Source organism: Paenalcaligenes sp. Me52 (genome assembly GCF_050487965.1).
Taxonomy (GTDB): domain Bacteria; phylum Pseudomonadota; class Gammaproteobacteria; order Burkholderiales; family Burkholderiaceae_B; genus Paenalcaligenes.
The window spans coordinates 2,080,688-2,107,014 of the sequence record NZ_JBKQFO010000001.1 but is presented as its reverse complement, the minus strand read 5'-3'; the positions used below and the strand labels follow the sequence as shown (position 1 = coordinate 2,107,014).

The 26,327-nt window shown below is 50.0% G+C and carries 27 protein-coding genes; 14 read left to right on the top strand and 13 right to left on the bottom strand.

The genetic code is table 11. The features are described from left to right. The first annotated feature begins 56 nt into the window (after positions 1-56). The 7 genes from ACLO87_RS09995 (at position 57) to ACLO87_RS09965 (ending at position 6,747) form a co-directional block, all read left to right on the top strand. A complete protein-coding gene (locus ACLO87_RS09995) occupies positions 57-863 on the top strand; it encodes a thiazole synthase (protein ID WP_135863889.1) in 807 nt (268 codons plus the stop codon). A gap of 27 nt (positions 864-890) precedes the next feature. Continuing rightward, positions 891-1,280, top strand: a complete 390-nt coding sequence (locus tag ACLO87_RS09990) for a nuclear transport factor 2 family protein (RefSeq protein WP_135863887.1) — start codon at positions 891-893, stop codon at positions 1,278-1,280. 1 nt (position 1,281) lies between these two features. Then, positions 1,282-2,730, top strand: a complete 1,449-nt coding sequence (locus ACLO87_RS09985; protein WP_135863884.1) for an NAD(P)/FAD-dependent oxidoreductase — start codon at positions 1,282-1,284, stop codon at positions 2,728-2,730. A 93-nt stretch (positions 2,731-2,823) separates the two neighbouring features. Continuing rightward, on the top strand, positions 2,824-3,816 hold the full coding sequence (locus tag ACLO87_RS09980) for a TRAP transporter substrate-binding protein (RefSeq protein ID WP_135863882.1): 993 nt from the start codon (positions 2,824-2,826) through the stop codon (positions 3,814-3,816). Positions 3,817-3,933: 117 nt separating this feature from the next. Further along, positions 3,934-4,500, top strand: a complete 567-nt coding sequence (locus tag ACLO87_RS09975; protein ID WP_135863880.1) for a TRAP transporter small permease — start codon at positions 3,934-3,936, stop codon at positions 4,498-4,500. Between the two features lie 2 nt (positions 4,501-4,502). Continuing rightward, complete coding sequence (locus ACLO87_RS09970; RefSeq protein WP_135863878.1) at positions 4,503-5,843, top strand: TRAP transporter large permease; 1,341 nt, start codon at positions 4,503-4,505, stop codon at positions 5,841-5,843. Between the two features lies 1 nt (position 5,844). Beyond that, positions 5,845-6,747: a cache domain-containing protein gene (locus tag ACLO87_RS09965; protein WP_135863876.1), complete on the top strand. Its 903-nt coding sequence runs from the start codon at positions 5,845-5,847 to the stop codon at positions 6,745-6,747. Positions 6,748-6,795: 48 nt separating this feature from the next. On the opposite strand, the gene ACLO87_RS09960 is transcribed toward ACLO87_RS09965, so the two are convergent. Both ACLO87_RS09960 and ACLO87_RS09955 read right to left on the bottom strand, forming a co-directional pair. Next, entirely contained in the window at positions 6,796-8,376 is a 1,581-nt protein-coding gene (locus ACLO87_RS09960; RefSeq protein ID WP_430223582.1) for a methyl-accepting chemotaxis protein, read from the bottom strand. Positions 8,377-8,615: 239 nt separating this feature from the next. After that, the gene (locus ACLO87_RS09955) at positions 8,616-10,259 is read right to left on the bottom strand and encodes a methyl-accepting chemotaxis protein (RefSeq protein WP_430223581.1); all 1,644 of its coding nucleotides are present in this window, start codon (positions 10,257-10,259) and stop codon (positions 8,616-8,618) included. A 171-nt stretch (positions 10,260-10,430) separates the two neighbouring features. Here ACLO87_RS09955 and ACLO87_RS09950 point away from each other — a divergent pair, with 171 nt between their 5' ends. The 3 genes from ACLO87_RS09950 to nadC all read left to right on the top strand — a co-directional run bounded on the left by ACLO87_RS09950 (position 10,431) and on the right by nadC (position 13,839). Beyond that, entirely contained in the window at positions 10,431-11,366 is a 936-nt protein-coding gene (locus ACLO87_RS09950) for an NUDIX hydrolase (RefSeq protein WP_135863871.1), read from the top strand. Positions 11,367-11,381: 15 nt separating this feature from the next. Next, entirely contained in the window at positions 11,382-12,884 is a 1,503-nt protein-coding gene (locus ACLO87_RS09945) for an NAD(P)H-hydrate dehydratase (protein ID WP_430223580.1), read from the top strand. A 100-nt stretch (positions 12,885-12,984) separates the two neighbouring features. Beyond that, positions 12,985-13,839: a carboxylating nicotinate-nucleotide diphosphorylase gene (gene nadC, locus ACLO87_RS09940; RefSeq protein ID WP_430223579.1), complete on the top strand. Its 855-nt coding sequence runs from the start codon at positions 12,985-12,987 to the stop codon at positions 13,837-13,839. Positions 13,840-13,865: 26 nt separating this feature from the next. Here nadC and ACLO87_RS09935 read toward each other — a convergent pair whose 3' ends face one another. The 9 genes from ACLO87_RS09935 to ACLO87_RS09895 form a co-directional block, all read right to left on the bottom strand. Beyond that, the gene (locus tag ACLO87_RS09935) at positions 13,866-14,417 is read right to left on the bottom strand and encodes a Spy/CpxP family protein refolding chaperone (protein ID WP_430223578.1); all 552 of its coding nucleotides are present in this window, start codon (positions 14,415-14,417) and stop codon (positions 13,866-13,868) included. A gap of 97 nt (positions 14,418-14,514) precedes the next feature. Beyond that, complete coding sequence (locus ACLO87_RS09930; RefSeq protein ID WP_430223577.1) at positions 14,515-15,210, bottom strand: response regulator; 696 nt, start codon at positions 15,208-15,210, stop codon at positions 14,515-14,517. Beyond that, the gene (locus ACLO87_RS09925; protein ID WP_135866101.1) at positions 15,207-16,595 is read right to left on the bottom strand and encodes an ATP-binding protein; all 1,389 of its coding nucleotides are present in this window, start codon (positions 16,593-16,595) and stop codon (positions 15,207-15,209) included. The genes ACLO87_RS09930 and ACLO87_RS09925 overlap by 4 nt, the downstream gene beginning before the upstream one ends. 56 nt (positions 16,596-16,651) lie before the next feature. Beyond that, positions 16,652-16,981 (bottom strand): DHCW motif cupin fold protein, encoded by a 330-nt coding sequence (locus ACLO87_RS09920; protein WP_430223576.1) that lies wholly within the window; start codon positions 16,979-16,981, stop codon positions 16,652-16,654. A gap of 92 nt (positions 16,982-17,073) precedes the next feature. Then, positions 17,074-17,835, bottom strand: a complete 762-nt coding sequence (locus ACLO87_RS09915; RefSeq protein ID WP_430223575.1) for a nucleotidyltransferase domain-containing protein — start codon at positions 17,833-17,835, stop codon at positions 17,074-17,076. An 87-nt stretch (positions 17,836-17,922) separates the two neighbouring features. After that, a complete protein-coding gene (locus ACLO87_RS09910) occupies positions 17,923-18,426 on the bottom strand; it encodes a GNAT family N-acetyltransferase (RefSeq protein WP_135866107.1) in 504 nt (167 codons plus the stop codon). A gap of 42 nt (positions 18,427-18,468) precedes the next feature. After that, positions 18,469-19,659, bottom strand: a complete 1,191-nt coding sequence (locus ACLO87_RS09905; RefSeq protein WP_135866108.1) for an MFS transporter — start codon at positions 19,657-19,659, stop codon at positions 18,469-18,471. A 178-nt stretch (positions 19,660-19,837) separates the two neighbouring features. Next, positions 19,838-20,170, bottom strand: coding sequence for a nuclear transport factor 2 family protein (locus ACLO87_RS09900; RefSeq protein ID WP_430223574.1), 333 nt, complete (start codon positions 20,168-20,170; stop codon positions 19,838-19,840). Between the two features lie 79 nt (positions 20,171-20,249). Then, positions 20,250-20,750 (bottom strand): HPP family protein, encoded by a 501-nt coding sequence (locus ACLO87_RS09895; protein ID WP_430223573.1) that lies wholly within the window; start codon positions 20,748-20,750, stop codon positions 20,250-20,252. A 90-nt stretch (positions 20,751-20,840) separates the two neighbouring features. On the opposite strand from ACLO87_RS09895, the gene ACLO87_RS09890 reads away from it, so the two are divergent. Continuing rightward, complete coding sequence (locus ACLO87_RS09890) at positions 20,841-21,392, top strand: TetR/AcrR family transcriptional regulator (RefSeq protein ID WP_430223572.1); 552 nt, start codon at positions 20,841-20,843, stop codon at positions 21,390-21,392. A gap of 163 nt (positions 21,393-21,555) precedes the next feature. After that, a complete protein-coding gene (locus ACLO87_RS09885) occupies positions 21,556-22,638 on the top strand; it encodes a linear amide C-N hydrolase (protein WP_430223571.1) in 1,083 nt (360 codons plus the stop codon). 105 nt (positions 22,639-22,743) lie between these two features. Here ACLO87_RS09885 and ACLO87_RS09880 read toward each other — a convergent pair whose 3' ends face one another. Continuing rightward, positions 22,744-23,211, bottom strand: a complete 468-nt coding sequence (locus ACLO87_RS09880) for a GNAT family N-acetyltransferase (protein WP_135867113.1) — start codon at positions 23,209-23,211, stop codon at positions 22,744-22,746. Between the two features lie 250 nt (positions 23,212-23,461). On the opposite strand from ACLO87_RS09880, the gene ACLO87_RS09875 reads away from it, so the two are divergent. Further along, complete coding sequence (locus ACLO87_RS09875; RefSeq protein ID WP_430223570.1) at positions 23,462-24,028, top strand: HD domain-containing protein; 567 nt, start codon at positions 23,462-23,464, stop codon at positions 24,026-24,028. Positions 24,029-24,066: 38 nt separating this feature from the next. Here ACLO87_RS09875 and ACLO87_RS09870 read toward each other — a convergent pair whose 3' ends face one another. Continuing rightward, positions 24,067-24,459, bottom strand: coding sequence for a tetratricopeptide repeat protein (locus ACLO87_RS09870; protein ID WP_430223569.1), 393 nt, complete (start codon positions 24,457-24,459; stop codon positions 24,067-24,069). 269 nt (positions 24,460-24,728) lie between these two features. On the opposite strand from ACLO87_RS09870, the gene ACLO87_RS09865 reads away from it, so the two are divergent. Then, complete coding sequence (locus ACLO87_RS09865) at positions 24,729-26,306, top strand: phytoene desaturase family protein (protein ID WP_430223568.1); 1,578 nt, start codon at positions 24,729-24,731, stop codon at positions 26,304-26,306. Positions 26,307-26,327 lie beyond the last annotated feature (21 nt).

Genomic DNA, 26,327 nt, shown 5'->3' with positions numbered 1-26,327 from the left:
CCTGGAGGGGGCGCCTCGCCCCCTCACTATGAAGTCAACAAAAGAACAGGCTGTTTATGGAAGACGCACTCGTTATCGCAGGCCGCTCATACCGTTCTAGATTGCTGGTAGGTACTGGCAAGTACAAAGATTTTGTTGAAACACGCGAAGCGGTAGAGCAGAGCGGGGCAGAGATTGTCACCGTGGCCATTCGTCGCACCAACATTGGTCAGGACGCGGGCGAGCCCAGTTTGCTGGACTACGTGTCCCCACAAGATTACACCTATTTACCCAATACAGCTGGTTGCTTCAGTGCTGATGATGCGGTGCGCACACTGCGTCTGGCGCGTGAACTGCTGGATGGCCATGCGTTGGCCAAGCTAGAAATTTTTGGTAGTCAGAAAAACTTGTACCCCAATATGCCCGAAACCCTGAAAGCCGCGAAAACGCTGGTGAAAGAAGGGTTTGATGTGATGGTGTACTGTTCGGATGACCCTATACAAGCTCGTATGTTGGAAGACATGGGTTGTGTCGCCATCATGCCGCTGGCCTCTATTATTGGCTCGGGCATGGGCATTCTGAACCCATGGAATATCCGTTTAATTCTGGATCAAATTAACGTACCAGTACTGCTGGATGCAGGGGTGGGAACTGCCTCTGACGCCACCATCGCCATGGAGCTAGGTTGCGATGCAGTACTGATGAATTCTGCTATTTCCTATGCGCAAGACCCCATTCGTATGGCGCGTGCCATGCGTAGGGCCGTGCAAGCAGGACGTGATGCATTTTTAGCGGGGCGTATGCCCAAAAAACATTATCTGGCCGAAGCGTCCTCACCCACTACAGGGCTAATACATAGTGACGCACAGCCGGTAATGCAATAACGACGATAACTGGAAGGAGCACAAAAGATGAATCAAAAATTAGAACTGCTGAAAGCCTATAGCCAAGCGTGGAATGACCACGATATTGACACCATCATGAGCATGATGACCAAAGATTGTGCGTTCTACGCGATTGCCGGTAATGAAGTAGAAGGCACGATTCACCAAGGTCATGAAAAAGTGCGTGTGGCTTTTGAGTCGGCGTGGAAAAATTTCCCTGATGCGGCATGGCTAGATGGTGATTTCTACATGCTGGATGCCAACCATGCTATGTCTACATCGCGCTTTAAAGGCACCGATCTGAACGGTGGCAAGCACGAAGCCTTGATGGTGGATTTGTTCACTTTCGACGGTGACAAAATCGCCATTAAAAACGCCTTCCGTAAAAATCGTCCTCCAGTGACTAGCGGGAAATAATATGCTCCAAGAAACGTCAACACAGACTACGGCTGAGACGTTAGGGCATGCTACACCTGCTAAACGTCCCTATGACCCAGCTTATGACCCGTTCACCGCGCGTAGTAATCCTGGTGAGGGTACTGAATATGCGCCTACCTATTGGGTGGGCACTGCTGGCGAACCGCCTGAAGATGATGGCCCTATTACCCACGATATAGAAGTGGATGTGGCGATTATTGGTTCAGGTTTTACCGGTTTGACCACGGCTATTTTTCTAGCACAAGAACACGGCATCAAAGCTACTGTGCTGGAAGCCAATCGTACTGCGTGGGGTTGCAGTACCCGTAATGGCGGGCAGGCGCAGTGCGCATCTGGCCGTCTGAAACGCTCGCAGTGGATACAGCGCTGGGGTGTGGATACGGCGCTCAAAATGCACCGCGAGTGCGTAGAGGGCATGGAAAACTTCAAAGAGCTGATCAAAGACATAGACTGTGATCCGCAACCGGGTGGCCACTTGTATATCGCTCACCGCGAGCGTGTGATGCCCGTGTTAGAAAAAGAAGCGGCCTTGCTGCGTGACACCTTCAACTACGATGCACGCATTTTGAGTGCTGACACCGTACGTAATGAGTGGGTGAATGATCACGAAGCTCACGGCGCGATGCACGAACCAGAAGGTATTGGTATTCACGCCGGTAAATTGGCGTTTGGGTATTTGAAAAAAGCCCGTGCGTTGGGCGCTACAGTGCACCCTTCTAGCCCCGTACAAAGCTGGAAAACACGCAATGGCTACCATTATTTGCAGACACCTGGAGGCGTGGTGAAAGCAAAAGCGGTAGGCGTGGCTACGGGAGGGTATACCTCTAACGGTTTGCATAAAGAGGTCAAAAACCGCTTGTTGCCGATTTTGTCCAACTCTATGGTGACGCGTCCGCTGACGCCAGCAGAGATTGAAGCTTGTCGTTTCTACACGCACCAAGTGCTGACTGATACGCGAGTGCTGCGTAACTACTATCGTTTGTTGCCGGATAACCGTTTGCAGATTGGTAGCCGTAGCGCGATTACGGGTAAAGATGCGCCACAGCGTAAGTATCAAGATCTGCTGGTAGGCGCAATGGAACGTAAGTTTCCCGAACTAAAAGGCATTGATATTGCGTATTCCTGGTGGGGTTGGGTGGATGTGAGCCACGACATGATGCCGCGCATTGTGCAACCCGATCCACAGCAAACCATTTATTACGCCATGGGGTATGGCGGTAATGGCGTGATGTATTCATCCCAAGCAGGTAGGCGCATGGCGCAATGGATTGCAGGTAAAGGCCAAGAGTTAGATCTACCTATATTCAAAGACCGTTTACCGTACCCCAACGTGCGGGAGATGGTTGAGTCTGAGTTTTTTGCCCCGTTCCGACGTTTTGGTCAGCGCTTCTTGTATCGCTGGTATCACTTGAAAGATGAGGTGCTGTAAGGGCTGGAATCCCCAAGCACTGGAAAAAGGAGTCTGGTGCTTGGTTTTGCTGTAATACACATACAACCTCTGAAAAAGAGGGAGGAGACTACGATGACACTCAAGAAATGGCTCACAGGTTCTGTTTGGGCAGCAAGTTTGTTGTTGGCAACGGCTGCCAGTGCTACGACCTTTAAAGTGGCGATTGGTGACGCAGCAGGTGGAACTCAGTATGAACTGGGCAAGGCGTTTGCCGAGCAGTTAAAAGAAAAAAGTGGTGGCAGCATGACCGCTGATCTGTTCCCAAACAGTCAGTTGGGCGATGAGCAAGATACGATTAATGACGCAGCAATGGGGTTGCTGGACTTCTCTATTCTAGCGATTAACAACATCACCCCGTTTTCCCCTAGTGTGGCTGTGCTCACACTGCCTTATGTGATTCAAAGTCTGGACGACGCCAAAACCTTAACGCAAGGGGATGTTGGTAAAGAGCTGACTGAAAACACCATTCGCGATGCGGGTGTACGCATCATCGGTTGGTCGTATTCGGGCTTCCGTGTACTGACAAACTCCAAACGGCCAGTACGTACGTTGGATGACCTGAAAGGCTTGGTGATCCGTGTACCTAAAAATGAGCTGATGATTGCTTCCTACAATGCTTGGGGTGTGAACCCAACGCCTATGGCGTGGAACGAAACCTTCACCGCATTGCAGCAAGGTGTGGTGGATGGTCAGGACAATCCTTACATGACTATTTCTGCCATGAAGTTTGATGAAGTGCAGAAGTACATCACACCAATTCGTTACCTGTTCTCGTTAGAGCCACTGGTCATGAGCGAGCAAGTTTTCCAAGCACAAACACCAGAAGTTCAAGCATGGATTCTGGCAGCAGGCCAAGCAGCAACAGAGCATAGCTACGAATATATCCAAGCTACTGAAGACCGTATCAAGCAAGAGTTGCAAGCAGCAGGTATGGAAATCGTAGAGCCAGCTAACAATGAGCAGGAATGGATTGAGGCAGCAACAACTAAAGTATGGCCTGCATTCTATGACTCCATCGGCGGCAAAGAGCGTTTGGATGCCATTCTGGCCACGCTGAATCGTTAACCACGAGTTTTTCATCAAAACCTGAAGTACTGCAGATACCTGCCATGAGCCGGTATCTGCCTTGATGCTGCCTGATGCACGCCTAAATCAGGCTAAAGAGTGATGTTGGAGACAGGTATGACGATTAAAAAAGTACTAGTACACATAGTCGACCACGTAGAAGAATATATTTGTGCCTTATTGTTGAGCACCTTTGTGGTCCTGTTGTTTGTACAGATTATCTTGAGGCAGTTTTTTGCGTACAGCATCCCCTGGGGGGAAGAGGTCGCAACCTACATGTTTGTGTGGTTTGCCTATTTGGGTGCCGTGGTTGCAGCCAAAATGTCAGCGCATAACCGCGTGACATTCCAGTTTAAGTTTTTTCCTCCCATCGTGAAAAAAGTGACAGAGAGCATCGCCGACTTGCTGTGGGTGGCGTTCAACCTGTATTTCACCTGGTTGAGTTATGACTTCGTGTTCAATCGTATGAATCTGTTCTGGAAGTCACAGACCACAGGCATTCCAATGAAGTATTTCTTTATGGTGTTGCCCGCAGCGTTCTTGCTGATGTCGGTACGTATTTTGTGGAACAACTATTTGATCTGGTTCAAGCATGTGGAATTGGTTGACCCTGAAAGCCAAGAATTAGAAGCGATTAAGCGTCAGGGTGCTGAAGCCCGCGACAGCGTGGTGGAAGGAGCCTAACCATGGAACAGTCAATTGTAGGGTTATTGTTTGGCGGTTTTTTTGTGCTGCTGTTACTGGGGGCACCCATTACTGTATCGCTGGCCGGTGCAGCCATGTTTGCCTTTTTGGCGCTAGGCAAGAACCCCATTTCATTTGTACAGATTGCATTTACCTCGGTAGGAAGTTTCCCGTTGATGGCGTTACCCGCGTTTATTTTGGCTGGAGCGTTGATGGAGGCAGGGGGAATATCGCGGCGTTTAGTGGATATTGCTGAAACGCTAGCGGGGCCGGTTACAGGCGGGCTGGGCATGGCAACCGTTCTGGCCTGCCTGTTTTTTGGTGCGATTTCGGGTTCAGGCCCAGCAACAACAGCGGCTGTTGGTATGTTGATGATTCCTGCGATGACGCAGCGTAACTACGACTTGAGCTACGCCTCGGCTCTGACCGCATCGTCAGGTGGCTTGGGGATCATTATTCCACCTTCCATCCCCATGGTGATTTTTGGGATCTCAGCTTTGGGCTTACGCCCCCCTGCAGAAGCCATTGCGTTGCACGGCCAGTTTTCTACTGTTTCAATTTCTAAGTTGTTTATTGCCGGTGTGATACCAGGCTTGGTGATGGCCAGCAGTTTATTGGTGATGAACTACCTCATTTCACGTAAATCTGGCTACAAGGGGATGGGCTCAGGCTGGTGTTTGTCGGATCTGAAACTAGCCTTGCGCCGTGGTGTGTGGTCTATTTTTGCGCCGGTATTTATTTTGGGCGGGATTTACGCAGGTTTCTTTACGCCTACCGAGTCAGCAGTAGTAGCGATTTTCTACACGCTATTTGTGGGTGTGTGTATTCACCGCGAAATGAGCTGGAAAAAACTGTTTAACTCGTTGCGCACTACAACGTGGATTACTGGTCGCGTATTGTTGATTCTGTTTGCAGCAACGGTATTTGGTCGCTTGCTGGTAGAGCAGCGTATTCCAGCTTTGATTGCTGAGTCGCTAATCAGTTGGACAGACAACATGTACTTGATCTGGACCATCTTGATCGCCTTCTTGTTGTTTGTGGGTATGTTCATGGAAACATTGGCGGCCATCATGATCTTGGTCCCTGTGTTGTTACCGGTGACCTATATGTTGGGCGTAGACCCTACGCACGTAGGGATAGTGGTGATTTGTACCTTGTCAGTGGGCTTTATTACACCGCCGTTGGGTGAGAACTTATTTGTGGCATCGGGTATAGGTGGGGCCACGGTAGAGCAGGTGGTGGCCAAAGCATTGCCGTTTATTTTGGTGCTCATCGTTGCTATTTTCATCATTGCATTCGTACCGAGCTTATCGTTATGGTTGCCAGGCTTAATGGGGTATTAAGATGACTACACGACGCAATAAATGGCTCTCGGCATTACTTAGTGGCTGTGCGGTGCTAGCAGTAGGGACAGTGCAGGCAAGCTCCATGGTAGTTAGCAGTGAAGGGGCGCAAGCGCAGATTAGTCAGCAGCAGCAACGTGTGCATCAACTGTTAACTAAAGCGGTAGCACACATACGCAAGAATGGCCCATCGGCAGTGAATGATTTCACGCACGATCCTGAATTTATTGACCGAGACTTGTATGTGTACAGCTTGAGCCCTGCAGGACAAATGCTATCCAGCGGTGGTTGGTCTGCCGGGTTGATAGGGCAAAACGTACTAGAAGAAACCGATGATTCTGGTCAGCCCTTTTTCAAGCAAATGTTGAAAAAAGCCAAACAAGATAGCGAAGGCAGTATCGAGTATTACTGGTTCAATCCTAACGATGGCCAAGATGAAATCAAAATCACCTATTTTGAAGTGGTAGATGGCATCGTTGTGGCGGTGGGTTTCTTCCCAGGTTACCCCACCGAAGAACAGGCCAAACAAATGCTAGAACTGGCGGTGAGCGAATACTTCGCTAACCCAACGCTGGCATTACGTAAATTCCGAAATAAGCAGGGTGAGTTCAGACGCCAAGATCAATATGTATTTGTGCTGGATAAAGCGCAGCGCAAAGTAGTGTTGAATCCTGCGTTTTCAGAAAATAATGATATTTCTGTCGATGATATTACCGATGTGCAAGGTCAGCATTTCTTACGAGACATGCTAGAGCAAGCATCTCCCAACAGCATACAAGCTATCGATTACTGGTGGTTAAGTCCCGAAACGCGTCAAGTAGAGCATAGACGGGCGTTTTACCAGCAGGTAGGGGATCAGGTTATAGCGGTGGGGACTAACGTCTTTCCTGGAAGCGAAGAATAAGAGTCATCTGCTCCAAAGTTGCCGGCCTTTTTAGGCCGGTTTTTTTGTCTATGCCACATTCAACACACGTATGGCCTCATCCAGTTGGGTAGTTTGTTTAGCCAACTCTGCGGCAGTGTGATGGATGTTTTCTATCAAATCGCTGTTTTGTTGAGTGGTGTGGTCAATGTGTTGGATGGCAACGCTGACTTGTTTTAAGCCAGCGGCTTGCTGTTCCGATGCACAAGAGATTTCTGCCACGATGTCGGAGACGCGTTGACTGGATTCCAGCATCTGTTGCAAATGTTGGCCTGAGCTTTCGGCCTGTTTGACCCCTGCATCCACACGCTGTGCCGATGCATCTATCAGTGCTTTGATGTCGCTGGCGGCGCTAGCACTGCGTTGTGCCAAGCTACGTACCTCGGATGCCACGACAGCAAAGCCTCGTCCTGCCTCGCCTGCACGGGCGGATTCCACGGCTGCATTCAAGGCCAAAATATTAGTTTGGAAGGCGATGCTATCTATGAGTGTGACGATGTTGGCGATTTTGGTAGAGCCTTGGTGTATGTCTTGTATGGTTTGTATAAGCTGGCCCACTTCGTGACTACCACGCTCGGCGGTTTTCATGCTAGCTGCGGCCAGTTGATTGGCTTGCTGAGCATTGTCTGCATTTTGCTGCACGGTAGTGGTGAGCTGCTCCATGCTGGTGGCAGTTTCTTCAATGGATGCGGCTTGGCTGCTGTTGCGTTCAGTCAGGTGCGCATTGGCGTCATACAGCGACTGCACGGCTTGGTTGGCGGCGTGTATGCCATAGCGCGTTTCGCCTGCAATGCCCGTTAAGCTTTTGCGCATCAGCTCTAAGTTATAGAAGAGCTTTTTGTGTTCCTCTAACCCATGTAGGGCGAGGTGATCGATATCCAGAATCAAGTTGCCCGTAGAGATCTGTTGCACGATGAGGTTGGCATGTTGCAAGGCGGGGCTAAGGTTGCGTTGTAAGCGCCATGTGTATAGCAGTATGGCCAATCCTAATACAACAGGTAGTGCACAGAAGACCCATGTTGGTGTTTCTGCTGGCAGATAGTAGGGGCTGCCTACGCTGGCCGCAATAGACAACAGCGACAGAGTGGTTAAGCGTGTTAATGCGCCTGAAATGGTATTGCGGAAGGGGCGCTTTAGCGTATGTAGGAGACGACGCCATCCGGTAGGAACTAACTGCCCTTCATGTAAACAGGCGGTAGCGCGTTTTTCTTGTAGTGCTTTATAGAAAGTTTCGGCGGTTTCTATTTGCTTGCGACTGGGCTTAGTGCGTACCGAGGCATAGCCCACAACCTGTCCATTTTCATACAGCGGGGACACCAGCGCTTGTACCCAATAGAAGCCACCGTCTTTGCGGCGGTTTTTGACCAACCCCATCCACGGTTTGCCTTTTTGTAGGGTTTGCCAAAAATCAGCAAACGCTTCGGTGGGCATATCGGGGTGTCTAACAAGATTGTGGGCTTTACCTATAAGCTCGTCACGCTCAAAGCCACTGATAGCGACAAACTCGGGGTTGGCGTAGGTGATACGCCCTTTAAGGTCGGTTTTGGATATCAGATACTGTTCCGGCCCTAGCTCGGTTTCAATCTGGGTAATAGGCATGTTAATGCGCATGGCAGTGCTCCTTAATCATGTCGGAGTAAATACAGCGGCTCAGAGCGTTTGAAGGGCCTGAATCCGCGCGATAAGTGATATCACGACGATTACGGCAAGCGGTGTATGTGCTTTAAGCCTAAATAGAAACATAAGTGCAACAAATGAAACAGAAGAGGATAAAAAATGCCTGTTCCAGTGCGGAACAGGCATGGATAGGGGCGTAGAGCCCGTTTGTGATTTGGGGTTTTGTTACATTTTTAGTGTGATCGGGAGGTTGGCGTCTGTTCTAGCGCCGGTGTTTGGCGGGTAGCCTCAGTATTCAATACACGTATAGACTCATCCAGCTCAGTGGCTTGATGACTAAGCTGCTGCGTAGTGCGGCCTAAGTCATCAACCAAGAAACCGTTCTGACGTGTGACTTCATCCATATGCGCAACCGCTTGGTTGATTTGCTGCAAACCAATGGATTGCTCTTCAGAGGCATACGAAATTTCGTTAATGATGTCGCTCACACGTTGCACGGATTCCTCAATGTCGTGCATGGTTTGGGCGGCGTGATCGGCTTTTTGTACGCCTTCGTTCATCAATGTGACGGATTCGTTAATCAGTAGTTTGATTTCACCAGCCGCTTTAGAGCTACGTTGTGCCAGACTGCGTACTTCGCCAGCTACGACCGCAAAGCCTCTACCTGCCTCACCGGCTCGCGCAGACTCCACCGCTGCATTTAGTGCCAAGATATTGGTTTGGAAGGCTATGCCTTCAATCAGGCTCACGATCTCGCTAATTTGGTTAGCACTGCTATGAATACCCTGCATGGTTTGGGTAAGCTCTGCGACTGCGCTACCACCACGTTTAGCGGTTTGCATGCTGTTGTTTGCCAGTTCACTGGCACGAACAGCATTGTCTGCATTTTGTTTAACAGTGACGGTAAGCTCTTCCATGCTGGCAGCTGTTTTTTGCAGCGAGTCGGCTTGGTGGGCGGTGCGTTCAGACAGCAGTCGGTTATCTTGATCCAGCTCTTTAGCCACTTGAATAGAAGCCAACACACCTCTGTGGGTGTCGGCCGCAATAGCAATCAAGCTTTTACGCATGATTTCCAAGCAGAAGTTCAGCTCGCCAGTTTCATGGTTTTGCTGTTTAGATTGCTCGGCTTCATCAATGTGCAAATCTAAGTTACCCGCAGCAATTTGCTGAGTAATCTGAGCTGCGCTTTTGAGTGCTTTATTGACGCGTTGGCTAATGCGCCAGCCATAGGCCATGAACGCAGAAAAACCTACGCCCAGAAATAAGCCAGCAGGCAGTTGGTAGCCGTCAGGAATCCCCTGGTTGAAAGCTGCCACGCTGATGGTGCCGGTAATGACGGTAGCCAACATGGCCAGACGGAACATACTGGCACGCAAGGAGCGATTAAATGGCCAGCTTGCCCATTGCAGCAGACGTCGCCAACCCGTAGGCACAATACGTCCAGCCTTGAGGGTGTAGCCACTGACATTGCCCGAGTTAATCTGCTCGTAAAACTGCTCTGCTTCGGTGACTTGGGCATCAGAAGGGCGTACACGCACGGATGCGTAGCCAGTGACTTGCCCGTTTTCAAAGATAGGTGAGACCAGTGCTTGCACCCAGTAAAACCCACCGTCTGCACGACGGTTTTTGACCAGACCTAACCACGGCTTATGAGCCTGCAAGGTGTCCCAAAGATCTTGGAAACCAGCTGGTGGCATGTGTGGGTGACGCACTATGTTATGCGCCTTGCCCAACAGCTCGGCGCGAGTGAAACCGCTAATGTCTACAAAAGCCGAGTTTGCATACGTGATGCGGCCTTTAAGATCCGTTTTAGAAATCAGGTACTGATTGGGATGTACCTTGGTTTCTACCTCGGTAATGGGGTAGTTCTTGCGCACGGCTCAACCTTGTCACAGCAGAATTTACGATAGGGCTCTCTTTAACGGTTGATTGGTAAAAAACTTTAGGTATGGTCATAAAGAGTAATAGTTTCTTCTGTCAGTATAGAAAGAGGCTTACGGCTATAATCCTATGCGTGATCCATCCATCATTGACAGGTTTGTGTGAATTTGAGTCATTCTGATATTTTGGTGCGAACAGAACTGGTAGCGGTATTGGTTGCTGTGAATCAAGGCCAACCGCGTGTATTGACCACAAGTGAGGGACGCTGCTTACCAGCTGGTCCTTTGGAAAATACTCACCATTCACTACAAATGGGCCTGCGGGCCTGGGTAGAAACGCAGACTCATCACCCCATAGGCTATGTAGAGCAGTTGTATACCTTTGCGGATCGCAGCCGGTTCTCGGCAGCAGGTGAGCGCATCATTTCGGTCAGCTATTTAGGGCTGACACGAGAAGGTGATACCCCTAAAGATGCAGGGGTGAGTTGGCAGGATTGGTATCGCTATTTTCCGTGGGAAGACTGGCGCCAAGGTGAGCCTGCACTGATACAAGACTATATTCTTCCGAAGCTGCAAGCTTGGGCGTCTGCTGATGTTGCGGTAAAAGCCGAGCGCTGGCAGCGGGTGTGCTATGCCTTTGGGTTTGATGGCGCGGCATGGAATGAAGACATGGTGCTACAGCGTTACGAGTTGTTGTTTGAGGCCAAGCTCATACCCGAAGCACAACGCGACAGCTCAGATGAACACCCCGGCGACGAAGGTAAATTAGGTTTACCCATGCGCTATGATCACCGCCGTATTCTGGCCACGGGCGCTGCACGGTTACGTGCAAAAATTAAGTATCGTCCTGTAGTGTTTGAGTTAATGCCTCCTGAGTTCTCGTTGTTGCAGTTGCAGCAAGCGGTAGAGGCATTGGCAGGGCGTGGTCTGCATAAACAAAACTTCCGACGCTTGATGGAGCAACAAAATCTGGTGGAAGAGGCCGGTGGCATTGTGTCCAGTGGCGCAGGTAGACCTGCAAAGCTCTTCAGATTTAAAGGCGATGTAGTGCTAGAGCGTGCTATTGCAGGCACGAAGTTGCCACTGGCTCGTCAGGCACGTTAATCATAAGGAATAGTCATGCTTGCTGCACACACGCTTTACAGTCCTAGCCAAGTGGCGAAGTTAGATGCAGCAGCAGTAGAGGCGGGGGTTTCACTGCAAACCTTAGTGTACGTGGCGGGTACGCGCGCGGCAGAAGCCATTCATGCACGCTGGCCTACGAAAGCGATTGTTGTGTTGTGTGGCCCCGGTAATAACGGGGCAGATGGCTGGATTGCAGCACAGCATTTACGTACCTTGGGGCACAAGGTACGTATACGTATCGTGGCACCCATAGAAAACGCAAATGCCCAAGTGCAATGGGCCGCCAGTTTATGGCCAGAAAACGTACAGCCCAACGATGACTGTGATGTGCAGCCAGATGAATTAGTCGTAGATGCCTTGTTTGGTACAGGGCTGAAACAGGCCTTAAGCCCTGTGTTGCAGCAATGGGCACTGCACATTCAAGCTTTAGGTGTGCCAGTGTGTGCGTTAGACATTGCCTCAGGGGTGAATGGTGCAACAGGCGCTGTAGAAGGACAGGCGTTTAAAGCCACATTAACGTTGAGTTTTTTGTGTGCTAAACCAGGACACTACTTATTGCCTGGGCGTGAGTATACGGGTGAACTGCAGGTGCTGACTTTGCCGTTCCCGTTTGCCTTATGGCAGCGAGTAGAAACTGATACCGCATGGCGTCAGCGTTTAGGCTCCGTGACGCAGCTAAATAGCCCAGCCCTGTGGGGCGCACAGTTTCCCGTTGCAGGTATGGCGGGGCATAAATACACCCGAGGACACGCGAGTGTAGTAGGGGGCGAGCAACTGACGGGGGCTGCTAGATTAGCGGCGATGGCCGCTCAACGTAGCGGTGCAGGCTTAATCAGCGTTGTGGCATCTGCACAGGCATGGTCGGTATATGCCACGGCGTTGCCCAGTAGCATTATGGTGCAAAGCGTTGAGCCCACTGAGTGGCAGCAGGCGTTACTGGACGAGCGTCAAAACACATGGTTGGTAGGCCCAGGGGCTGGTGTGACTGAACACACCAAACAGTGTGTGCTACAAATTTTGCAGGCAAAGAAATCGGTGGTGTTGGATGCCGATGCCATCACGGTATTCAAAGGGCAGGCGGCTTTATTAGCACAGACCATTGCTTCCCCTTGTGTGATCACACCCCACGAAGGCGAGTTTGCACGGCTTTTTACTCGTAGTGCGGACAAGCTGCAAGACGTAGTCAATGCTGCACAGCAAACAGGGGCTGTAGTGGTGCTTAAAGGCGCTGATACCGTGATCGCTGCACCCGATGGGCGAGTCGCGATTAATGCGAATGCTCCTGCTTATTTGGCTACTGGCGGCAGTGGTGATGTATTAGCGGGGATAGTGTGCGGGTTGTTATCGCAAGGTATGCCGGCTTTTGAGGCAGCGTGTGCGGCAGTATGGATGCATGGCGAAGCGGCGCAACAATGTGGGGTTGGGTTAGTGCCAGAGGATCTGATTGCTGCATTACCAATGGTGCAACGCCACCTATTGCAGTCATTGCAGGGCTAAAGCATAGCCACTATACTGCGTAGATCGTAGCGCCTTTTGAGGCGCTTTACTTTCATCCAAAAATACTCATTTTGAGCATAACAATCATCAGGAGCAAAGCATGACAACCACTATCCATTCATTACCACGCATCATGGTAGAACCCGTGGTACGAGCCGCATTATTGGAAGATGTAGGTCGCAGTGGCGACATTACTAGCCAAGCTGTAGTGCCCGCGGGTACTCAAGCACACTTGCAATTGGTGGCGCGTGAGAGTGGGGTATTGGCGGGGATAGAGGTCGCAAAGCTTGCTTTCATGTTGATGGATGAAAACTGTAGCTTCGATGTGTTGTGTGAGGATGGTACTGATCTACAAGCAGGTACGGTGATTGCCGATATCCAAGGGGATGCTAGAGCAATGTTGACGGCAGAGCGTACAGCACTGAATTTTCTGGGGCATTTAAGTGGCATAGCATCAGCCACTAGGCCTATTGCGCGTGCTATTGCACCGTATGGCACCAAAGTGAGCTGCACACGTAAAACCTTGCCCGGTATGCGCATGCTGCAAAAGTATGCTGTACGTGTAGGGGGCGGTAGCAATCACCGCTTTGGCTTAGACGATGCGGTCTTAATCAAAGACAATCACGTTGCCATTGCTGGTGGTGTACGCGCTGCTTTAACTCGTGCCAAAGAAAATGTAGGGCATCTGGTGAAAGTAGAGTTAGAGGTGGATACCTTAGAGCAACTCGATGAAGCACTGCAGTGCGGGGTAGATGTGGTGCTTTTGGATAATATGCCCATACCCATGTTGAAAGAGGCGGTACAGCGCATAGGTGGGCGAGCTATCTGCGAAGCCTCAGGCGGCATTACCCCAGAAAGCACCATCGCTGTGGCGCAAACTGGAGTAAATCAAATTGCGATGGGTTGGCTAACACACAGTGTGCGTGTGCTAGATATAGGCTTGGACAGCGTGTAAGGCGTGATGGCCAAGCCTATGCCCGGTTAGAAGCGGCCAGAGTGTTGGCCACCACCGTGCCTAGGGCCAGCGTGTGAGCCACCCATATCGCCACGATCCCCACGATTACCGTGTCGGCTACCGCGATGTTGGTCACGATTAGCCGCTTGAAACTGCTGCATTTGCTGACGTTGCTCAGGGGTGAGTACTGCCATGCGTTGAGCGTGCAGTCTAGCGCGTTGCAGACTTAAGTCGGCTTCGGCCTTGGCCAGTTTTTCGCTGCTGGCTTTAGCTTTGGCTTCGTCAAAGGTTGTGGCGTTAGACACATCACGCAGTTCGATGCGGGCATCGCGTACAGCGTTGTGCAGACGGCGCATTTCCGGTTCTTGCTGGTGACGCAGTTCAAACAGTTGGTCTTGTTGTGCTTGTGTCAGATTCAGAGCACGGAAGTGAGACATACCTTGGTTAGATACCGGGGTACCAGTCACTTGTATAGGGCTGGATGTTGGTGGGGTGCTTTCTACCGCTTGAGACAGTGGGGAAAACACAGCCGCTACGGCAACAGTGGCAGCCAAGAGGGAGGTACGTAGTTTCAGCATGGTGAATCTCCTTTTGCGTTAAGCGTTGAGCTGATGACTACATAGTAGGACCGCACTGTGCAGCAAATTGGCAAAAAATATGGAGAAAATGTGAAGCTTACGCGCCGCCTTCTTCAAATTTGTAGCCCACGCCATAGATAGAGCGTATGACCTCTTGATCGGGGCGAATGGCTTCCAGCTTCTTGCGTAAGTTCTTGATATGACTATCTACAGTACGATCAGTCACGATGCGATGATCGTCATAAATCAACGTTAGTAGTTGATCTCTGCTGAAGACTTGGCCAGGTGAGTTCGCCATCAGGGCAAACAACCGGAACTCTACAGGTGTAAGGTCTAGCGTGACGCCATCCAATTGCGCTAAAAAGCGGGTTTCATCAATATGCACACCACTGGCGGTAGCGTTATCCGTAGCAGCTTGAGGCTGTTGATAGCGTCGCAGCACAGCTTTGGTGCGAGCAACCACTTCACGTGGGCTGTAGGGCTTGCAGATGTAGTCGTCAGCGCCTAGTTCTAAGCCCAAGAGACGGTCTATTTCTTCCACCTTGGCGGTCACCATGATGACGGGGATTTGGCTGTGCTGGCGTAACTCACGGCAAATAGTCAGCCCATCTTTGCCAGGTAGCATGAGGTCTAACAGTAGCAAATCGGGTTTGAAAGCGGTGAGCGCCTGTTCTACATCATTGCCATTGAACACTGCATGGCATGCATAGCCGGCGGCTTCTAAGTACAGAGTCAGCAGCTCTACCAGCTTGGGTTCATCTTCAACAATCAGTATGCGTGCAGAAGTGGTCATGATGGTTGTCGCAAAGGAAGCATCACATGAATACGTACACCGCCTAATGGCGAGTGTTGCGCTTGAATAGTGCCGTGGTGGGCCTGCGCAATGCGTTCACATAGCGCTAGCCCTAAACCTGATCCGCCTAATGCTCTGCTGCGCGACGGGTCTACACGGTAAAGGCGCTCGCATAAATGCGGTAAATGTTCAGACGCTACACCAGGTGCAGAGTCATCAATAAACACATGCAGGCCGTCAGCCTGTTGTTCGGCCTGTATGTGGACGTCGCCGGGAGCATGGGTGTAGCGCAGGGAGTTTTCTAGCACATTGCTAAATAGCTGATTTAAGCGCGTGCTATCGCCTTGCAGGGGGGGGAGCTCTGGCACATCAATGTTAAGCGTCAAGCCTTTGGCTTCCAAACGAGGTTGGTACGCATCGTAGCAACGCTGCAAGATAGCACGCAGGCTAGTGTTGGGTTGTAGGTCAAACTCTAACGCGCCGGAGTCAGCAAGTGACAGCATGTGTAAATCATTAATGAGCTGATTTAATTGAACTACTTCTTGCTTCAAGGACTGTAGGGTCTCTGGTGTGGGTTGGCGTAGGCCATCCAGCAATGCTTCTATTTCACCTTGCAAAATAGCGAGGGGGGTACGTAGTTCGTGCGAAATATCAGCCACCAAAGCTAAGCGTAGCTTTTCAGTGGCTGCCAACGAGTGCGCCATGGCATTGAAGTCTTGGGCAAGTTGGCCTAACTCATCTTGGCTGTGTGTGGGAATACGTACGCTGTAATCGCCAGCGGCTACTTGTCGGGTGGCGCGCGCCATGCGCTGTATAGGCTCGAGCAACAGGCGGGCTAATAAGTAGCTGACCAAGGCCGCTAACAGTACGCTCAACCCGGCTATAGACCATGTGGCCTGTAGTTGTTGCTGCTCAAAACGTTGTTCAGCCGCGCTATCAAAGAGTTCTATAGAAGGGGGAGGGTTGTAGAGCAGCGCACCGATGGTAGTACCGTCTTGTACCAGTTCGTGGCGTATCCACCCCGAGGTTTTTCGGCTTAACGACCCTGCAATGAATTTGTCGTTGGGGTCAACTAAGGCAATAAAGGGCATGCCGCCTTGGCCATGGCCACGAGGGTTACCATGACCAGGCATTTCATTGCTGGTGGCTTGCAGTGCACGCCACCAGCGAGAACGGCCCTCTATAAAAGACCAGTTACCTTGTTGGGCATATTCATCCAATAAGAACGAGGCTAGCGATTCTATGCGTTGTTGCTCGCGCTCTAAGCGGTAGTCCACAAAACCGCGATCAAAACTCCAACGAATGGCGCCACCCATCGCCACAATCAACAAGATGCTGGTGGCGAGTATGGCTAAAAACAGTTTGAGAAAAAGATTCAGGCGCATGGCAACAATCCGGCGACAGGGATAGTGCTAATAGTGTAGCGCCTTATGTAGATACGTCAGTCAACAATGAACAGCTTGGCGCCAGTTTGGGTGCTGGATCGGTGGGCTTCCGCGTTGTCCGCCACCTGATAACTAATGCCCGGTGTGAGTGTAAAGCGACGGCCATCGTCTAGTTCGGTGTCTAAACTGCCTTCTAAGCACAACAAAATATGGCCTTTGCTGCACCAGTGATCGGCTAAGTAGCCCGCTGAGTATTCCACCATGCGTACCCGAATATCACCAAAGTGACAGGTGCGCCAGTACGCAACGCCGTGTATGCCAGGGTGTTCGGTTGGAGAAATAGTGGACCAGTCGGTTAAGCCAAAAGGAATGTTGTGCAACTGCATGTGGGGCTCACAGGGAAAAAGGGAAAACTAGGTTGTACCGTGAGTGCTATAGCTTGTCACCCTAGTAATCTCCCTGTTGGTTTCGTGATGGCTTAGCGTGTGTGCTGTTGCATCCACTGCATGGCTGTTTCTAGCTGCGCACAAAACTCGGCAACACCAGAGGTTGGCGTGTAGGCATGCTGCAAAAAGAAGGGTAAAAATTCCGCAGAGCTAGGGTGGTGTTCTATAGCGAAGCTCACATACTCTTCTAAGGTGTTAGGCCAGTAATCAGCCGAAACAGGGCGCAGAATATTGGTCGCACGTATCAGCTTTCTAGAGGCCTCTTTTTGCAGGCGGCGTATGTGAGATTCCGGGGCAGTTTCTTGCAATCGCTGCCTGTAACCTTGCAGCACAGCAAGGTAGTCACCATTGACCGCGATTGCAATGTCACGTGAGGGTGAAAAAAGCGGAAAATGCTCACCCAGATCATCCCCCTTGATGCAACGACAATGGTGTTTGAGCCAATAGCCCCAACTGTGATGATTTTTCTCGGCCAGTACCTCGGCCCTAGTCCCGCAATCAATATCGACTTTGCTCACACTAAAGTAGCGTGCGGCAGTAGTGGTACATAAGTCGGCCAACTGCTCGGTTTGGACGATGCTCAGCGGATGGCGAGTAATCAAGCACAGATCCAAGTCTGAGCTACCCACGGTAGCGGTGCCTCGGGCCACACTGCCGTAGAGGTAAAGACTATCTATGGCGTCACCCAGTATGCGCTCAAGAGCACGACAGAGTTCATCCACTACAGGCTGGAATTCCACCTGCAGTGGCATAGGGGCAATAGTAGGTAGGGTGGGGGCGTGTGTGGTGGTCATGACCTAAGAGTGTCTAGCATGAGGTATTTACGATGCGAATAATGCTAGTACGGTCATATGTAGAGTATGTGGAGATTTCGATATGGATTATGGAGACAGCATCAATACCATCGTTTGCGACAGTAAGGTAGAGCCTTCACGTAATGGGGTGGGCGTGCCTATGGGGGTAAAACCATAACGACTATACAGATGTATGGCGGCTGAGTTTGACTGTGTGACCCCTAGCTCTACTGTGCGCATGCCAGCATCTTTTGCCCAGTGTATAGCGGCATCCAGTAGAAGCCTACCTGCTCCGTGTCCTCGTTTGGTAGGGTCAACCCACATCTGAAACAGGTCGGCGGTAGTGGCGGATTGGGTGGCCAGTTTGCACCACACTAAACCGCACGCAACGCCGTGATGATAGGCAATAAAAATACGATCATGTGGTGATGCTAGTGCTGTAGCAATGCGTTGGGCCCAGTCAGCATCAGAGCGTGTATGCTCAGCCTCGTAGGTACTGCCAAATGCGTCGGGAGAGTCCAGCAACGCGTGTAGGCGCAGTGTTTTGTGTTGCTGCCATTGTGATGCAGCTAGGGGGCTGATGGTGATCATGGGATACTGCTAAAAGAATACGTGTGTTTCAGTATGCCATGCTTACTCAGCGTGGATGCGACGTTGATGCAACCCTAGCCAGATTATCGACAATACAGAGAGTCCTAGCCAAGGTAGCAACATGAGGTTCATGCTAGCCCAGCCTATGGTTTCCAATAACCAACCAGCGCTAAACGCACAGGCGACGCCTACGATAAAGATTGCCATGTCATTGGTGGCTTGAGCGCGAGCCTTTTCTTGTGGGGTATAGGTACTGGTGAGAAGAGTGGTGCTACCTATGTACATGAAGTTCCAACCTACCCCCAACAAGGTGAGTGAGCTGACAAAAGACACAAAGCCAGTACCCGTCATCGTTATGAGAATATGAGCGGCAAACAGTAGAGCGCCCACAAGCATGATGCGTAATACACCAAATCGTGTGATGAGCGATCCTGTAAAAAACGAAGGTAAAAACATACCCAACACATGCAGTTGAATGACGATAGCCGCGGTACCCAGTTCATGGTCGTGGTAGAGCATCGCCAAGGGCGTTGCTGTCATGGCCATAATCATGATGCCATAGCTAGTAGCACCACCAAATAAGGCTACTAAATAGGAGGGTTGGGCCACAATACGCAGCAAAGATCTGGCGGGGGCGTTGTGGTGGGGGACAGTTGCATAAACAGGTGGTACGTGAAAACCTTGCAGCACACCTACTGACATCAAGGCTACTAAAGCAATAAGTAAAAATGAGCCCAAGTAGTAGGGTTGCATGAGCTGGCCACCCACTTGTGCGAGTACCGGCCCAATTAATGCAGCAGCGACGCCACCAGCAAGTACCAGTGAAATGGCACGAGGTCTGAAACCAGGAGCTGCAATCTCACTAGCCGCAAAGCGGTAGAACTGGGCAAAAGCCTTATAACAGCCAATAAAGAAAGTGCCTAATCCTAATATGGCCAACGAGTTTTCCAAAATGCCCATGCTGGCAATAAGCCCACCAACTGTGCCCAACAAAGCACCCGCCAGAAAGCCCATGCGTCTACCTACTTTAGCCATCCATATGGATGCTGGAAACATCATCACGGCGGTACCGAGAAACATAGTGGCAATGGGCAATGTAGCCCAGCGAGCTGAGCCAGACATGGCTGCGCCCGCTAAGGCGCCAATAGTCATGATGGCAACATAAACGATTTGAAAAAGAGCCTGAGCACAAGCAAGAATAAATACTTGCTGGTGCATGGTTTTGGTGAACATACGCTGCCCCGCGTGCCTATACCTTGCTGCCCATGCGCGCTAACCTGAAAGGCTAGGTGCAGGTAGTTGTTTTATTCAATAAATCTTTTGATTGTTGTGTTGGGCAGTAAAGGTTGTCAAGAAAACATCTTCAACAGGGCGTAACGATTTGCGAATAATGTCTTTTGAAAGCAGGCTTCTAGCGAATTAAGGTGCCCTGGTGATAACGCATTTTCCAGTGCTCAGAACCGCGTACCCAAAGGGAACTGCGTAATGAATTGGCCATGGTTTCAGCGTGGTGTTTCTCTAGCCTATATGTAACAAGGATGACGTCACTGCTGAGTTGCTGTGCTTGCATCTCGTGTACAGAAAACGTCGTTTCTGATTCGTTAGGCAAAGCGGCTAACACGGTTTCTTTGCCAAAGGCTTGGCCAGAGGCTCCTACTTCTTGAAAATCATCACTCAGTAATGCATGGATGCGCTGCTTGTTAGCGCGAGTAGTAGGGTGTAGCAGTTCACGCTCCAAGAGCATGACAAGCTTCAGGTCGTTATTCATCCAGATAGGGCGCGTGAAGGGCTACAAAAATGATGATGGTGTTGTCAGTCTAGCGTTAAAGCCAATATTTAGGATAGCTGCCTGTATTGCGGGCATTATTCACAAAATACGCGATGATGACGATCACTAACGAGCCCAATAAAACTGGGGAAATCAAATAGCTAATGGATGTGTGAGCGGCAATCACAATCAACGGGTCGGCGCCAGCGGGGGCGTGTACGGTACGTGTAAGTTGCATGGCAGCTAAGGCTAAACCCACACTGAGAGCAGCGGCTAACCATCCATCACCAACTAGCCAGAGCACCAATAACCCTACGGCAGTGGCGACCAAGTGTCCGCCCACAATCGCGCGAGGTTGAGCTAAAGGGGAGTCAGGAACCCCGAAAGCCAATACGCAACTCGCACCAAAAGGTGCCATTAGCCAAGGTGTGCCTGATAACACGCTTAACCAACCTGTGATGGCAATGGCAAGGGCAGCCCCAACTGAAGAAATAAAGATGAACTTTAGGGGCGGGGCTGGAGGCGCATTAGAAGAAAGTAAACGACGCATAGACATAGTGAATGCTCTTTTGAGTAGTCAAGAAGTGCTGGTTTGAGCTAGTATACTGATCAGTATCCTTGTGTCAACCGATCGGTATACTTAATCATGACTACAGCACACCATATTGCATCCTCTTCCTTGCAGTTGTTTTATCAAAATGGCTTTCATGCGACGGGAGTCGAGTTGCTTAGCCGTGAGGCAGGCGTGACCAAAAAAACGCTTTATAGGCATTTCGCGAGCAAAGATATATTGATAGCAGCGGCATTGGAGCTACGACATACATGGTTCATGGATAAAATGCGTCGCTTTATAGAGGCCTCACCTGAAGCAGATCGCCCGCTGGCATATATAGATTTCATTGCGAGCTGGACGCGGGAAGAAGGTTTTTTTGGCTGTGCTTTTATTAACGCTGCAGCAGAGTTTGCCGCCGCAGATATGCCGCCGCATCAGCAAGCGGCTACTCACAAGCAAGAGGTGCTGGAGTATGTGCAGCAGTTATGTCGTCAGGCTCAGGCTACGCAACCAGAACTGATTGGCGAGCAATTGTACGTAGTGGGTGAGGGCTTGATTGTGATTGGCCAGGTACAGGGGTATCAGCAGTCAAAAGTAGAATCTGCCAAAATGATGGCGAAAATGGTGTGGCAGTCTGCGTGTTAAATGATCGCAAATAGCAAACCGGAAATTTTGGTAAAGCTGCATGGGAATAAATACTGGCGTTAATGCATTTGGGTTATGCTCATGAAATAGCGAACACACAGCAAAAAGTTTTATGGTGATGTCTCGCGCTTCCCAACATTGATATGCTATTTGGATTCTAAATATGTGCACCTCTTTACTCTATTTTGATCAACAAGCAGCACCATATGCTGGGCGCACCTTAGAGCTTCCTTTTGATATGCCATATATTGTGGTGTATCAACCTAAAGGCACAGCTTTTTCATCGCAGGCGAATAAGCACGTAGCATTACCATTTACTTCCAAGTATGGTTTTTTGTCGGTGAGTATGCCAAATGGTTCAGTCGCTGATCTTAAAACCGTAGAAGGGATTAATAGCCAAGGTCTAACCTTTAGTTTGTTGGCGTTTGCGACTACTCAAGGCCCTGAAGACACCTTAGATAACAGCGTGCCAGTATTGGCAGCTATTGATCTGGGCAATTGGGTATTGTCACAGTTCCAGTCAGTGGCCGAGGTAAAAGAAGCTATTACCAATCAACCCGTGCTGACAACGGCAATAGAGCAAATGGGTGGCGCTCAAACACCATTTCATTACGCCATACACGATGCAACTGGTGCATCGTTAGTGATCGAGTATTCACATGGCAAGCAGCAGGTGTATGACAACCCGCTAGGGGTAATGACAAACGGCCCAGATTTCTCGTGGCATCTGACTAACTTAAGCAATTACACCTTCTTATCCAACATTGATCAGTCCAGTCTGACCATTAAGGGGCAAACGTTTCAGCAGCCAGACTCAGGCATTGCAACAGTAGCATTACCTGCATCGAATACGGCGGTAGGTCGTTTTGTTCGTGCAGTGTATTACGCGCACTTTAGCGAAAAAGCCAAAGACGCTACCAGTGCAGTAACAACGCTGTCGCACATCATGAATAACTTTGATAGACCGCGTGGTATCACTATAGATTCACAAAGCACCAATAAAGGGGCCGATGCAATGGCGCCTGATGTGAATGGTTTTGCAGGCTATAGCTCTGAGTACACCACATGGACATCATTAACAGATTTGCGCCAAGGCCGTATCTACTTGCGTACCTATGATCAGCTGAATTATGTGCAGTTTGATTTGCAGCCGTTGTTAGCTTCTACACAGCGCATGTTGTTGCCGTTGGCTAAGTTCCAGGCAGGAAGTGCGGACGGTACTAGCATGTTGCTGCAAACAGCATAAGGTGTAGTGCTCTGCATAAAGAAACCCGTCTTTCGTGAGGAGGACGGGTTTTTTAATGCATACGTAGTAGCTAATGCGTTCGTGGCGGGCTAGTGATGAACGGGTTTAGCTGTGTTCCAGCTCCATCATGTAGCCCCTATGTACGGCAGTAAAACCTAATTGCACATAGAAACGGTGGTTATCTGGCCGCTTTTTATCGAAGGTTAATTGTGCGAATTGGCAGTGACGGGCTTTGCATTTTTCTATGGCCCATTTAATCATGCTTTCTATCAAGCTGTTGCCTCGGATAGTACGAGACACACGTATGGTGGTGATTTCTCCTCGCCACGCACCTTGATAAGACAAGCCGGGGATAAAAGAAATTTGCAGCGTGCCACAAATCACGCCATCTATTTCTACGACGGCTAAGAAGTGGTTAGGGTCTGAGTCTAACGCTTGAAAAGCATTTAAGTAGCTTATAGGAAGGGGCCAGCGTGAGTCTTCCCTTTCGTGGCCCAATACGTCATCGGCAAGGATGGCGACGATTGCTTCTAGGTCTGATTCTTGAGCACGGCGAAAAATAGGGTCAGACATATATTCAATCTCCTGTTGGTTAAAGAAATGGCTACATGTTTTTAACTAAAAGGGCGTGATATGCCTTTCTATTTTTCAGGAATTATTATTCAAAATCTAAGAAATCAAGAAAATTATTAGATGAATAATTGCTTTCTGATGGGAAGCCACAACACTAAAAGTGCTAGAGGTGGTGCGGGTAAGCATTTTCAAATAATGAATCAACGTTCACAATAGACGCTTATCTGATGTGCCAAGGTGTAGGGTAGGGATGAAAGAAATAGAAGGCAAGCTGGCTTTTCTTGAAGCAGCGGAAAGTCTGAAAAGTGTATTGCGTAGTGGGTTTACTTCCAGCGGGCGTGCTGAGAGCACGGCCGAGCACACATGGCGTCTATGCTTGATGGCGATGGTGTTTGAGGATGAGTTGGCTAATCTCAATATGCTGAAAGTGCTAAAGATGTGCATTGTGCACGATTTGGGTGAAGCGATTCACGGTGATGTTCCAGCCATAAAAAAAGATCAATATCCCGATAAGTCAGCCCAAGAAAAAGCCGATATGCTGCAACTGACGCAGTCTTTGCAGCCGGCGTTACGTGAAGGTTTGATGGCGCTTTGGCAAGAGTATGAGGACGGCGTGTCGCCGGAAGCCAAAGCAGTTAAAGCATTAGATAAACTAGAAACTATTTTGCAGCATACTCAAGGGCAGAACCCACCAGATTTCGACTATGCTTTTAACTTGCAGTATGGTCAGAAATACACCGACACCACCATGTTCTTTACGGCAGTGCGCCGTATCATTGATCAAAAAACACAGCAGCGTGTAGCGCAAAACAAGTAATAAAAAACCGCTCTTAGGCGGTTTTTTATTACTTATAGTTAGTTTATTTTGAGTTGACTGTAAATCGAGCAACCTTCAGATAGCCCCGCTGCACACGCTTTCCCAAACCATGCCAGAGCTTCCGCATCGTTTTGTGGTACGCCTTGGCCACGATAGTGCAGCACACCTAGTTGAAATTGCGCCAGTGCTTCATTCTGTGCGGCGGCACGGCCAAGCCATTTATGGGCTTCTGCATAATTCTGGGGCACAGAGTTTCCTTCTATATACAACACGCCTAACGCCGCTTGAGCAAAGCTTTCGCCTTGTTCCGCCAGTTGGCGCATTTCTTGTACTTGCTGTGCAGTGTAGTCGGCTTCTTGTGCTTGAGCAGTAGTAGCTAACGCCGTAATGAATGCCATGCTAGCGGCAAGTTTCACCATTGTTTTACTCATGATTATCCTAGTGGTATGTAGCGATCCAAACAGGGAGGTATAGGGTTTATAAAGGTCAATACGATAAGCCACAGGATGTAGCCAAGGGTAAGGCGCCTAGCCATTGTAGTACAGCGCGTACTGCTAACCAGCCTGCCGCAGGCTAGATGTGGTTACTGTCTCTATCATTGCTTTAGAACAAGGCTATTCGTGCGAATGAAATTTTCATACACGAGAAGTTTCAGCAGTAGAATAAATATAAAAATAGTTTAGAACTAAAGGAGTTGGTGATGGGAGCAGAGACAACAGATGCTATTGTGATTGGTGCAGGTCACAACGGCTTAGCTGCAGCGGTAGAGTTGGCCAGCCGAGGGTGGAAGGTACGTGTCATAGAGGCTAAAAATTCAGCAGGAGGTGCGGTAAGTACACAAGAGCTAACATTGCCGGGGTTTAAACACGACGTGTGTGCTATGAACTTATCTTCTTTTGCTGGGTCCGCTTTTTATCAACGGCATAAAGACGCTTTAGAGCGCCACGGTTTGGCGTTTGTGCCAGCGCAGCATTGTTTCGCGAGTGTGTTTAGAGATCACAGCTACCTAGGTGTTAGCACCGATCTAGAAACGACCTTACAGCGTATACGTGCCGTGTCTGAAAAAGATGCAGCGGCGTGGCAGAGTATGCTGGCAGATTTTCAGCGTAAAGCCCCACATCTGTTTGCGGTGCTGGGTAGCCCTATGCCTTCTACCACATTGGTGAAAAGTGTGTGGCGTAGTTGGCGTGAGTTGGGCAAAGATGGGGTGGCCGAACTGCTGCAGTTGCTGTTAGCAACGCCACGCGATTTTCTCGATAAGCATTTCGAGAATGACTCCCTTAAAGCCATGATGGCAGCGTGGGGGCTGCATGTGGATTTCGCGCCAGATACAGCGGGCGGTGCCTTGTTCCCCTACTTGGAGTCTATGGCTAACCAAGCTTTTGGGATGGTGATAGGAAAGGGTGGAGCAAACACCATTATCAAGGCGATGGAGGGGCTGCTGAAAGAGCTAGGCGGCGACATTCTGTTGAATGCACCTGTACAGCATATTGAGCAGACCAAGGGTAGGGCGACTGGCGTAGTGCTTAGCGATGGTCGTCGATTTAGCGCTACTAAAGCGGTGATTGCGAATTTACACCCGCAGTTAGTATTTGGGCGTTTGGTAGATACACAAACAGTGCCTGCTCCGTATCAGAAAAAAGTGGATGCCTTCCGTCCTGGTCTGGGCACGATGATGATTCACTTAGCATTGGATGGGTTGCCTGATTGGAAAGCCGGGGCAGAGCTACAGCGTTTTTCGTACGTACATATAGCCCCTGATTTAGCCATGATGAGTAAGGTGTATGCCGAGGCGGCAGCCGGTTTATTACCAGCGGAGCCGGTATTAGTGGTGGGGCAGGGAACGGCGTTAGATTCCTCCCGTGCACCGGAAGGCAAGCATACCTTATGGGTACAGGTACGTGTGTTGCCTGCCGAAATACGCGGTGATAGCTTGGGTGTGATAGCGCCTGCCAAATGGGCGCAGGTGAAGGCCGCCTATGCAGAGCGTGTGTTGGATGTGCTAGAGGAGTATGCTCCCGGGTTACGCAGCAAAATTCTGGCCTCGCACATTCTGTCTCCCAGTGATTTAGAACAGTTCAATGCCAATTTGATTGGCGGCGATAACCTATCGGGCAGTCATCACCTAGATCAGAACTTCTTTTTGCGTCCAGTGGCGGGGTATTCCAAATACAAAACACCTATCAAAGGCTTGTATTTGTGTGGAGCTTCGACGTGGCCGGGGGCAGGTACAGGAGCGGGCTCTGGCTATATGTTGGCGACTATGTTGGCAGCGTAGTAATTAGCATGAGCGAAAACA

What these genes read in the sequence shown, in the direction of transcription:
- ACLO87_RS09995 (WP_135863889.1), top strand. Translation starts at nt 57, where the DNA reads ATGGAAGACGCACTCGTTATCGCAGGCCGCTCATACCGTTCTAGATTG.
- ACLO87_RS09990 (WP_135863887.1), top strand. Translation starts at nt 891, where the DNA reads ATGAATCAAAAATTAGAACTGCTGAAAGCCTATAGCCAAGCGTGGAAT.
- ACLO87_RS09985 (WP_135863884.1), top strand. Translation starts at nt 1,282, where the DNA reads ATGCTCCAAGAAACGTCAACACAGACTACGGCTGAGACGTTAGGGCAT.
- ACLO87_RS09980 (WP_135863882.1), top strand. Translation starts at nt 2,824, where the DNA reads ATGACACTCAAGAAATGGCTCACAGGTTCTGTTTGGGCAGCAAGTTTG.
- ACLO87_RS09975 (WP_135863880.1), top strand. Translation starts at nt 3,934, where the DNA reads ATGACGATTAAAAAAGTACTAGTACACATAGTCGACCACGTAGAAGAA.
- ACLO87_RS09970 (WP_135863878.1), top strand. Translation starts at nt 4,503, where the DNA reads ATGGAACAGTCAATTGTAGGGTTATTGTTTGGCGGTTTTTTTGTGCTG.
- ACLO87_RS09965 (WP_135863876.1), top strand. Translation starts at nt 5,845, where the DNA reads ATGACTACACGACGCAATAAATGGCTCTCGGCATTACTTAGTGGCTGT.
- ACLO87_RS09960 (WP_430223582.1), bottom strand. Translation starts at nt 8,376, where the DNA reads ATGCGCATTAACATGCCTATTACCCAGATTGAAACCGAGCTAGGGCCG.
- ACLO87_RS09945 (WP_430223580.1), top strand. Translation starts at nt 11,382, where the DNA reads ATGCTTGCTGCACACACGCTTTACAGTCCTAGCCAAGTGGCGAAGTTA.
- nadC (WP_430223579.1), top strand. Translation starts at nt 12,985, where the DNA reads ATGACAACCACTATCCATTCATTACCACGCATCATGGTAGAACCCGTG.
- ACLO87_RS09935 (WP_430223578.1), bottom strand. Translation starts at nt 14,417, where the DNA reads ATGCTGAAACTACGTACCTCCCTCTTGGCTGCCACTGTTGCCGTAGCG.
- ACLO87_RS09930 (WP_430223577.1), bottom strand. Translation starts at nt 15,210, where the DNA reads ATGACCACTTCTGCACGCATACTGATTGTTGAAGATGAACCCAAGCTG.
- ACLO87_RS09925 (WP_135866101.1), bottom strand. Translation starts at nt 16,595, where the DNA reads ATGCGCCTGAATCTTTTTCTCAAACTGTTTTTAGCCATACTCGCCACC.
- ACLO87_RS09920 (WP_430223576.1), bottom strand. Translation starts at nt 16,981, where the DNA reads ATGCAGTTGCACAACATTCCTTTTGGCTTAACCGACTGGTCCACTATT.
- ACLO87_RS09915 (WP_430223575.1), bottom strand. Translation starts at nt 17,835, where the DNA reads ATGACCACCACACACGCCCCCACCCTACCTACTATTGCCCCTATGCCA.
- ACLO87_RS09910 (WP_135866107.1), bottom strand. Translation starts at nt 18,426, where the DNA reads ATGATCACCATCAGCCCCCTAGCTGCATCACAATGGCAGCAACACAAA.
- ACLO87_RS09905 (WP_135866108.1), bottom strand. Translation starts at nt 19,659, where the DNA reads ATGTTCACCAAAACCATGCACCAGCAAGTATTTATTCTTGCTTGTGCT.
- ACLO87_RS09900 (WP_430223574.1), bottom strand. Translation starts at nt 20,170, where the DNA reads ATGCTCTTGGAGCGTGAACTGCTACACCCTACTACTCGCGCTAACAAG.
- ACLO87_RS09895 (WP_430223573.1), bottom strand. Translation starts at nt 20,750, where the DNA reads ATGTCTATGCGTCGTTTACTTTCTTCTAATGCGCCTCCAGCCCCGCCC.
- ACLO87_RS09890 (WP_430223572.1), top strand. Translation starts at nt 20,841, where the DNA reads ATGACTACAGCACACCATATTGCATCCTCTTCCTTGCAGTTGTTTTAT.
- ACLO87_RS09885 (WP_430223571.1), top strand. Translation starts at nt 21,556, where the DNA reads ATGTGCACCTCTTTACTCTATTTTGATCAACAAGCAGCACCATATGCT.
- ACLO87_RS09880 (WP_135867113.1), bottom strand. Translation starts at nt 23,211, where the DNA reads ATGTCTGACCCTATTTTTCGCCGTGCTCAAGAATCAGACCTAGAAGCA.
- ACLO87_RS09875 (WP_430223570.1), top strand. Translation starts at nt 23,462, where the DNA reads ATGAAAGAAATAGAAGGCAAGCTGGCTTTTCTTGAAGCAGCGGAAAGT.
- ACLO87_RS09870 (WP_430223569.1), bottom strand. Translation starts at nt 24,459, where the DNA reads ATGAGTAAAACAATGGTGAAACTTGCCGCTAGCATGGCATTCATTACG.
- ACLO87_RS09865 (WP_430223568.1), top strand. Translation starts at nt 24,729, where the DNA reads ATGGGAGCAGAGACAACAGATGCTATTGTGATTGGTGCAGGTCACAAC.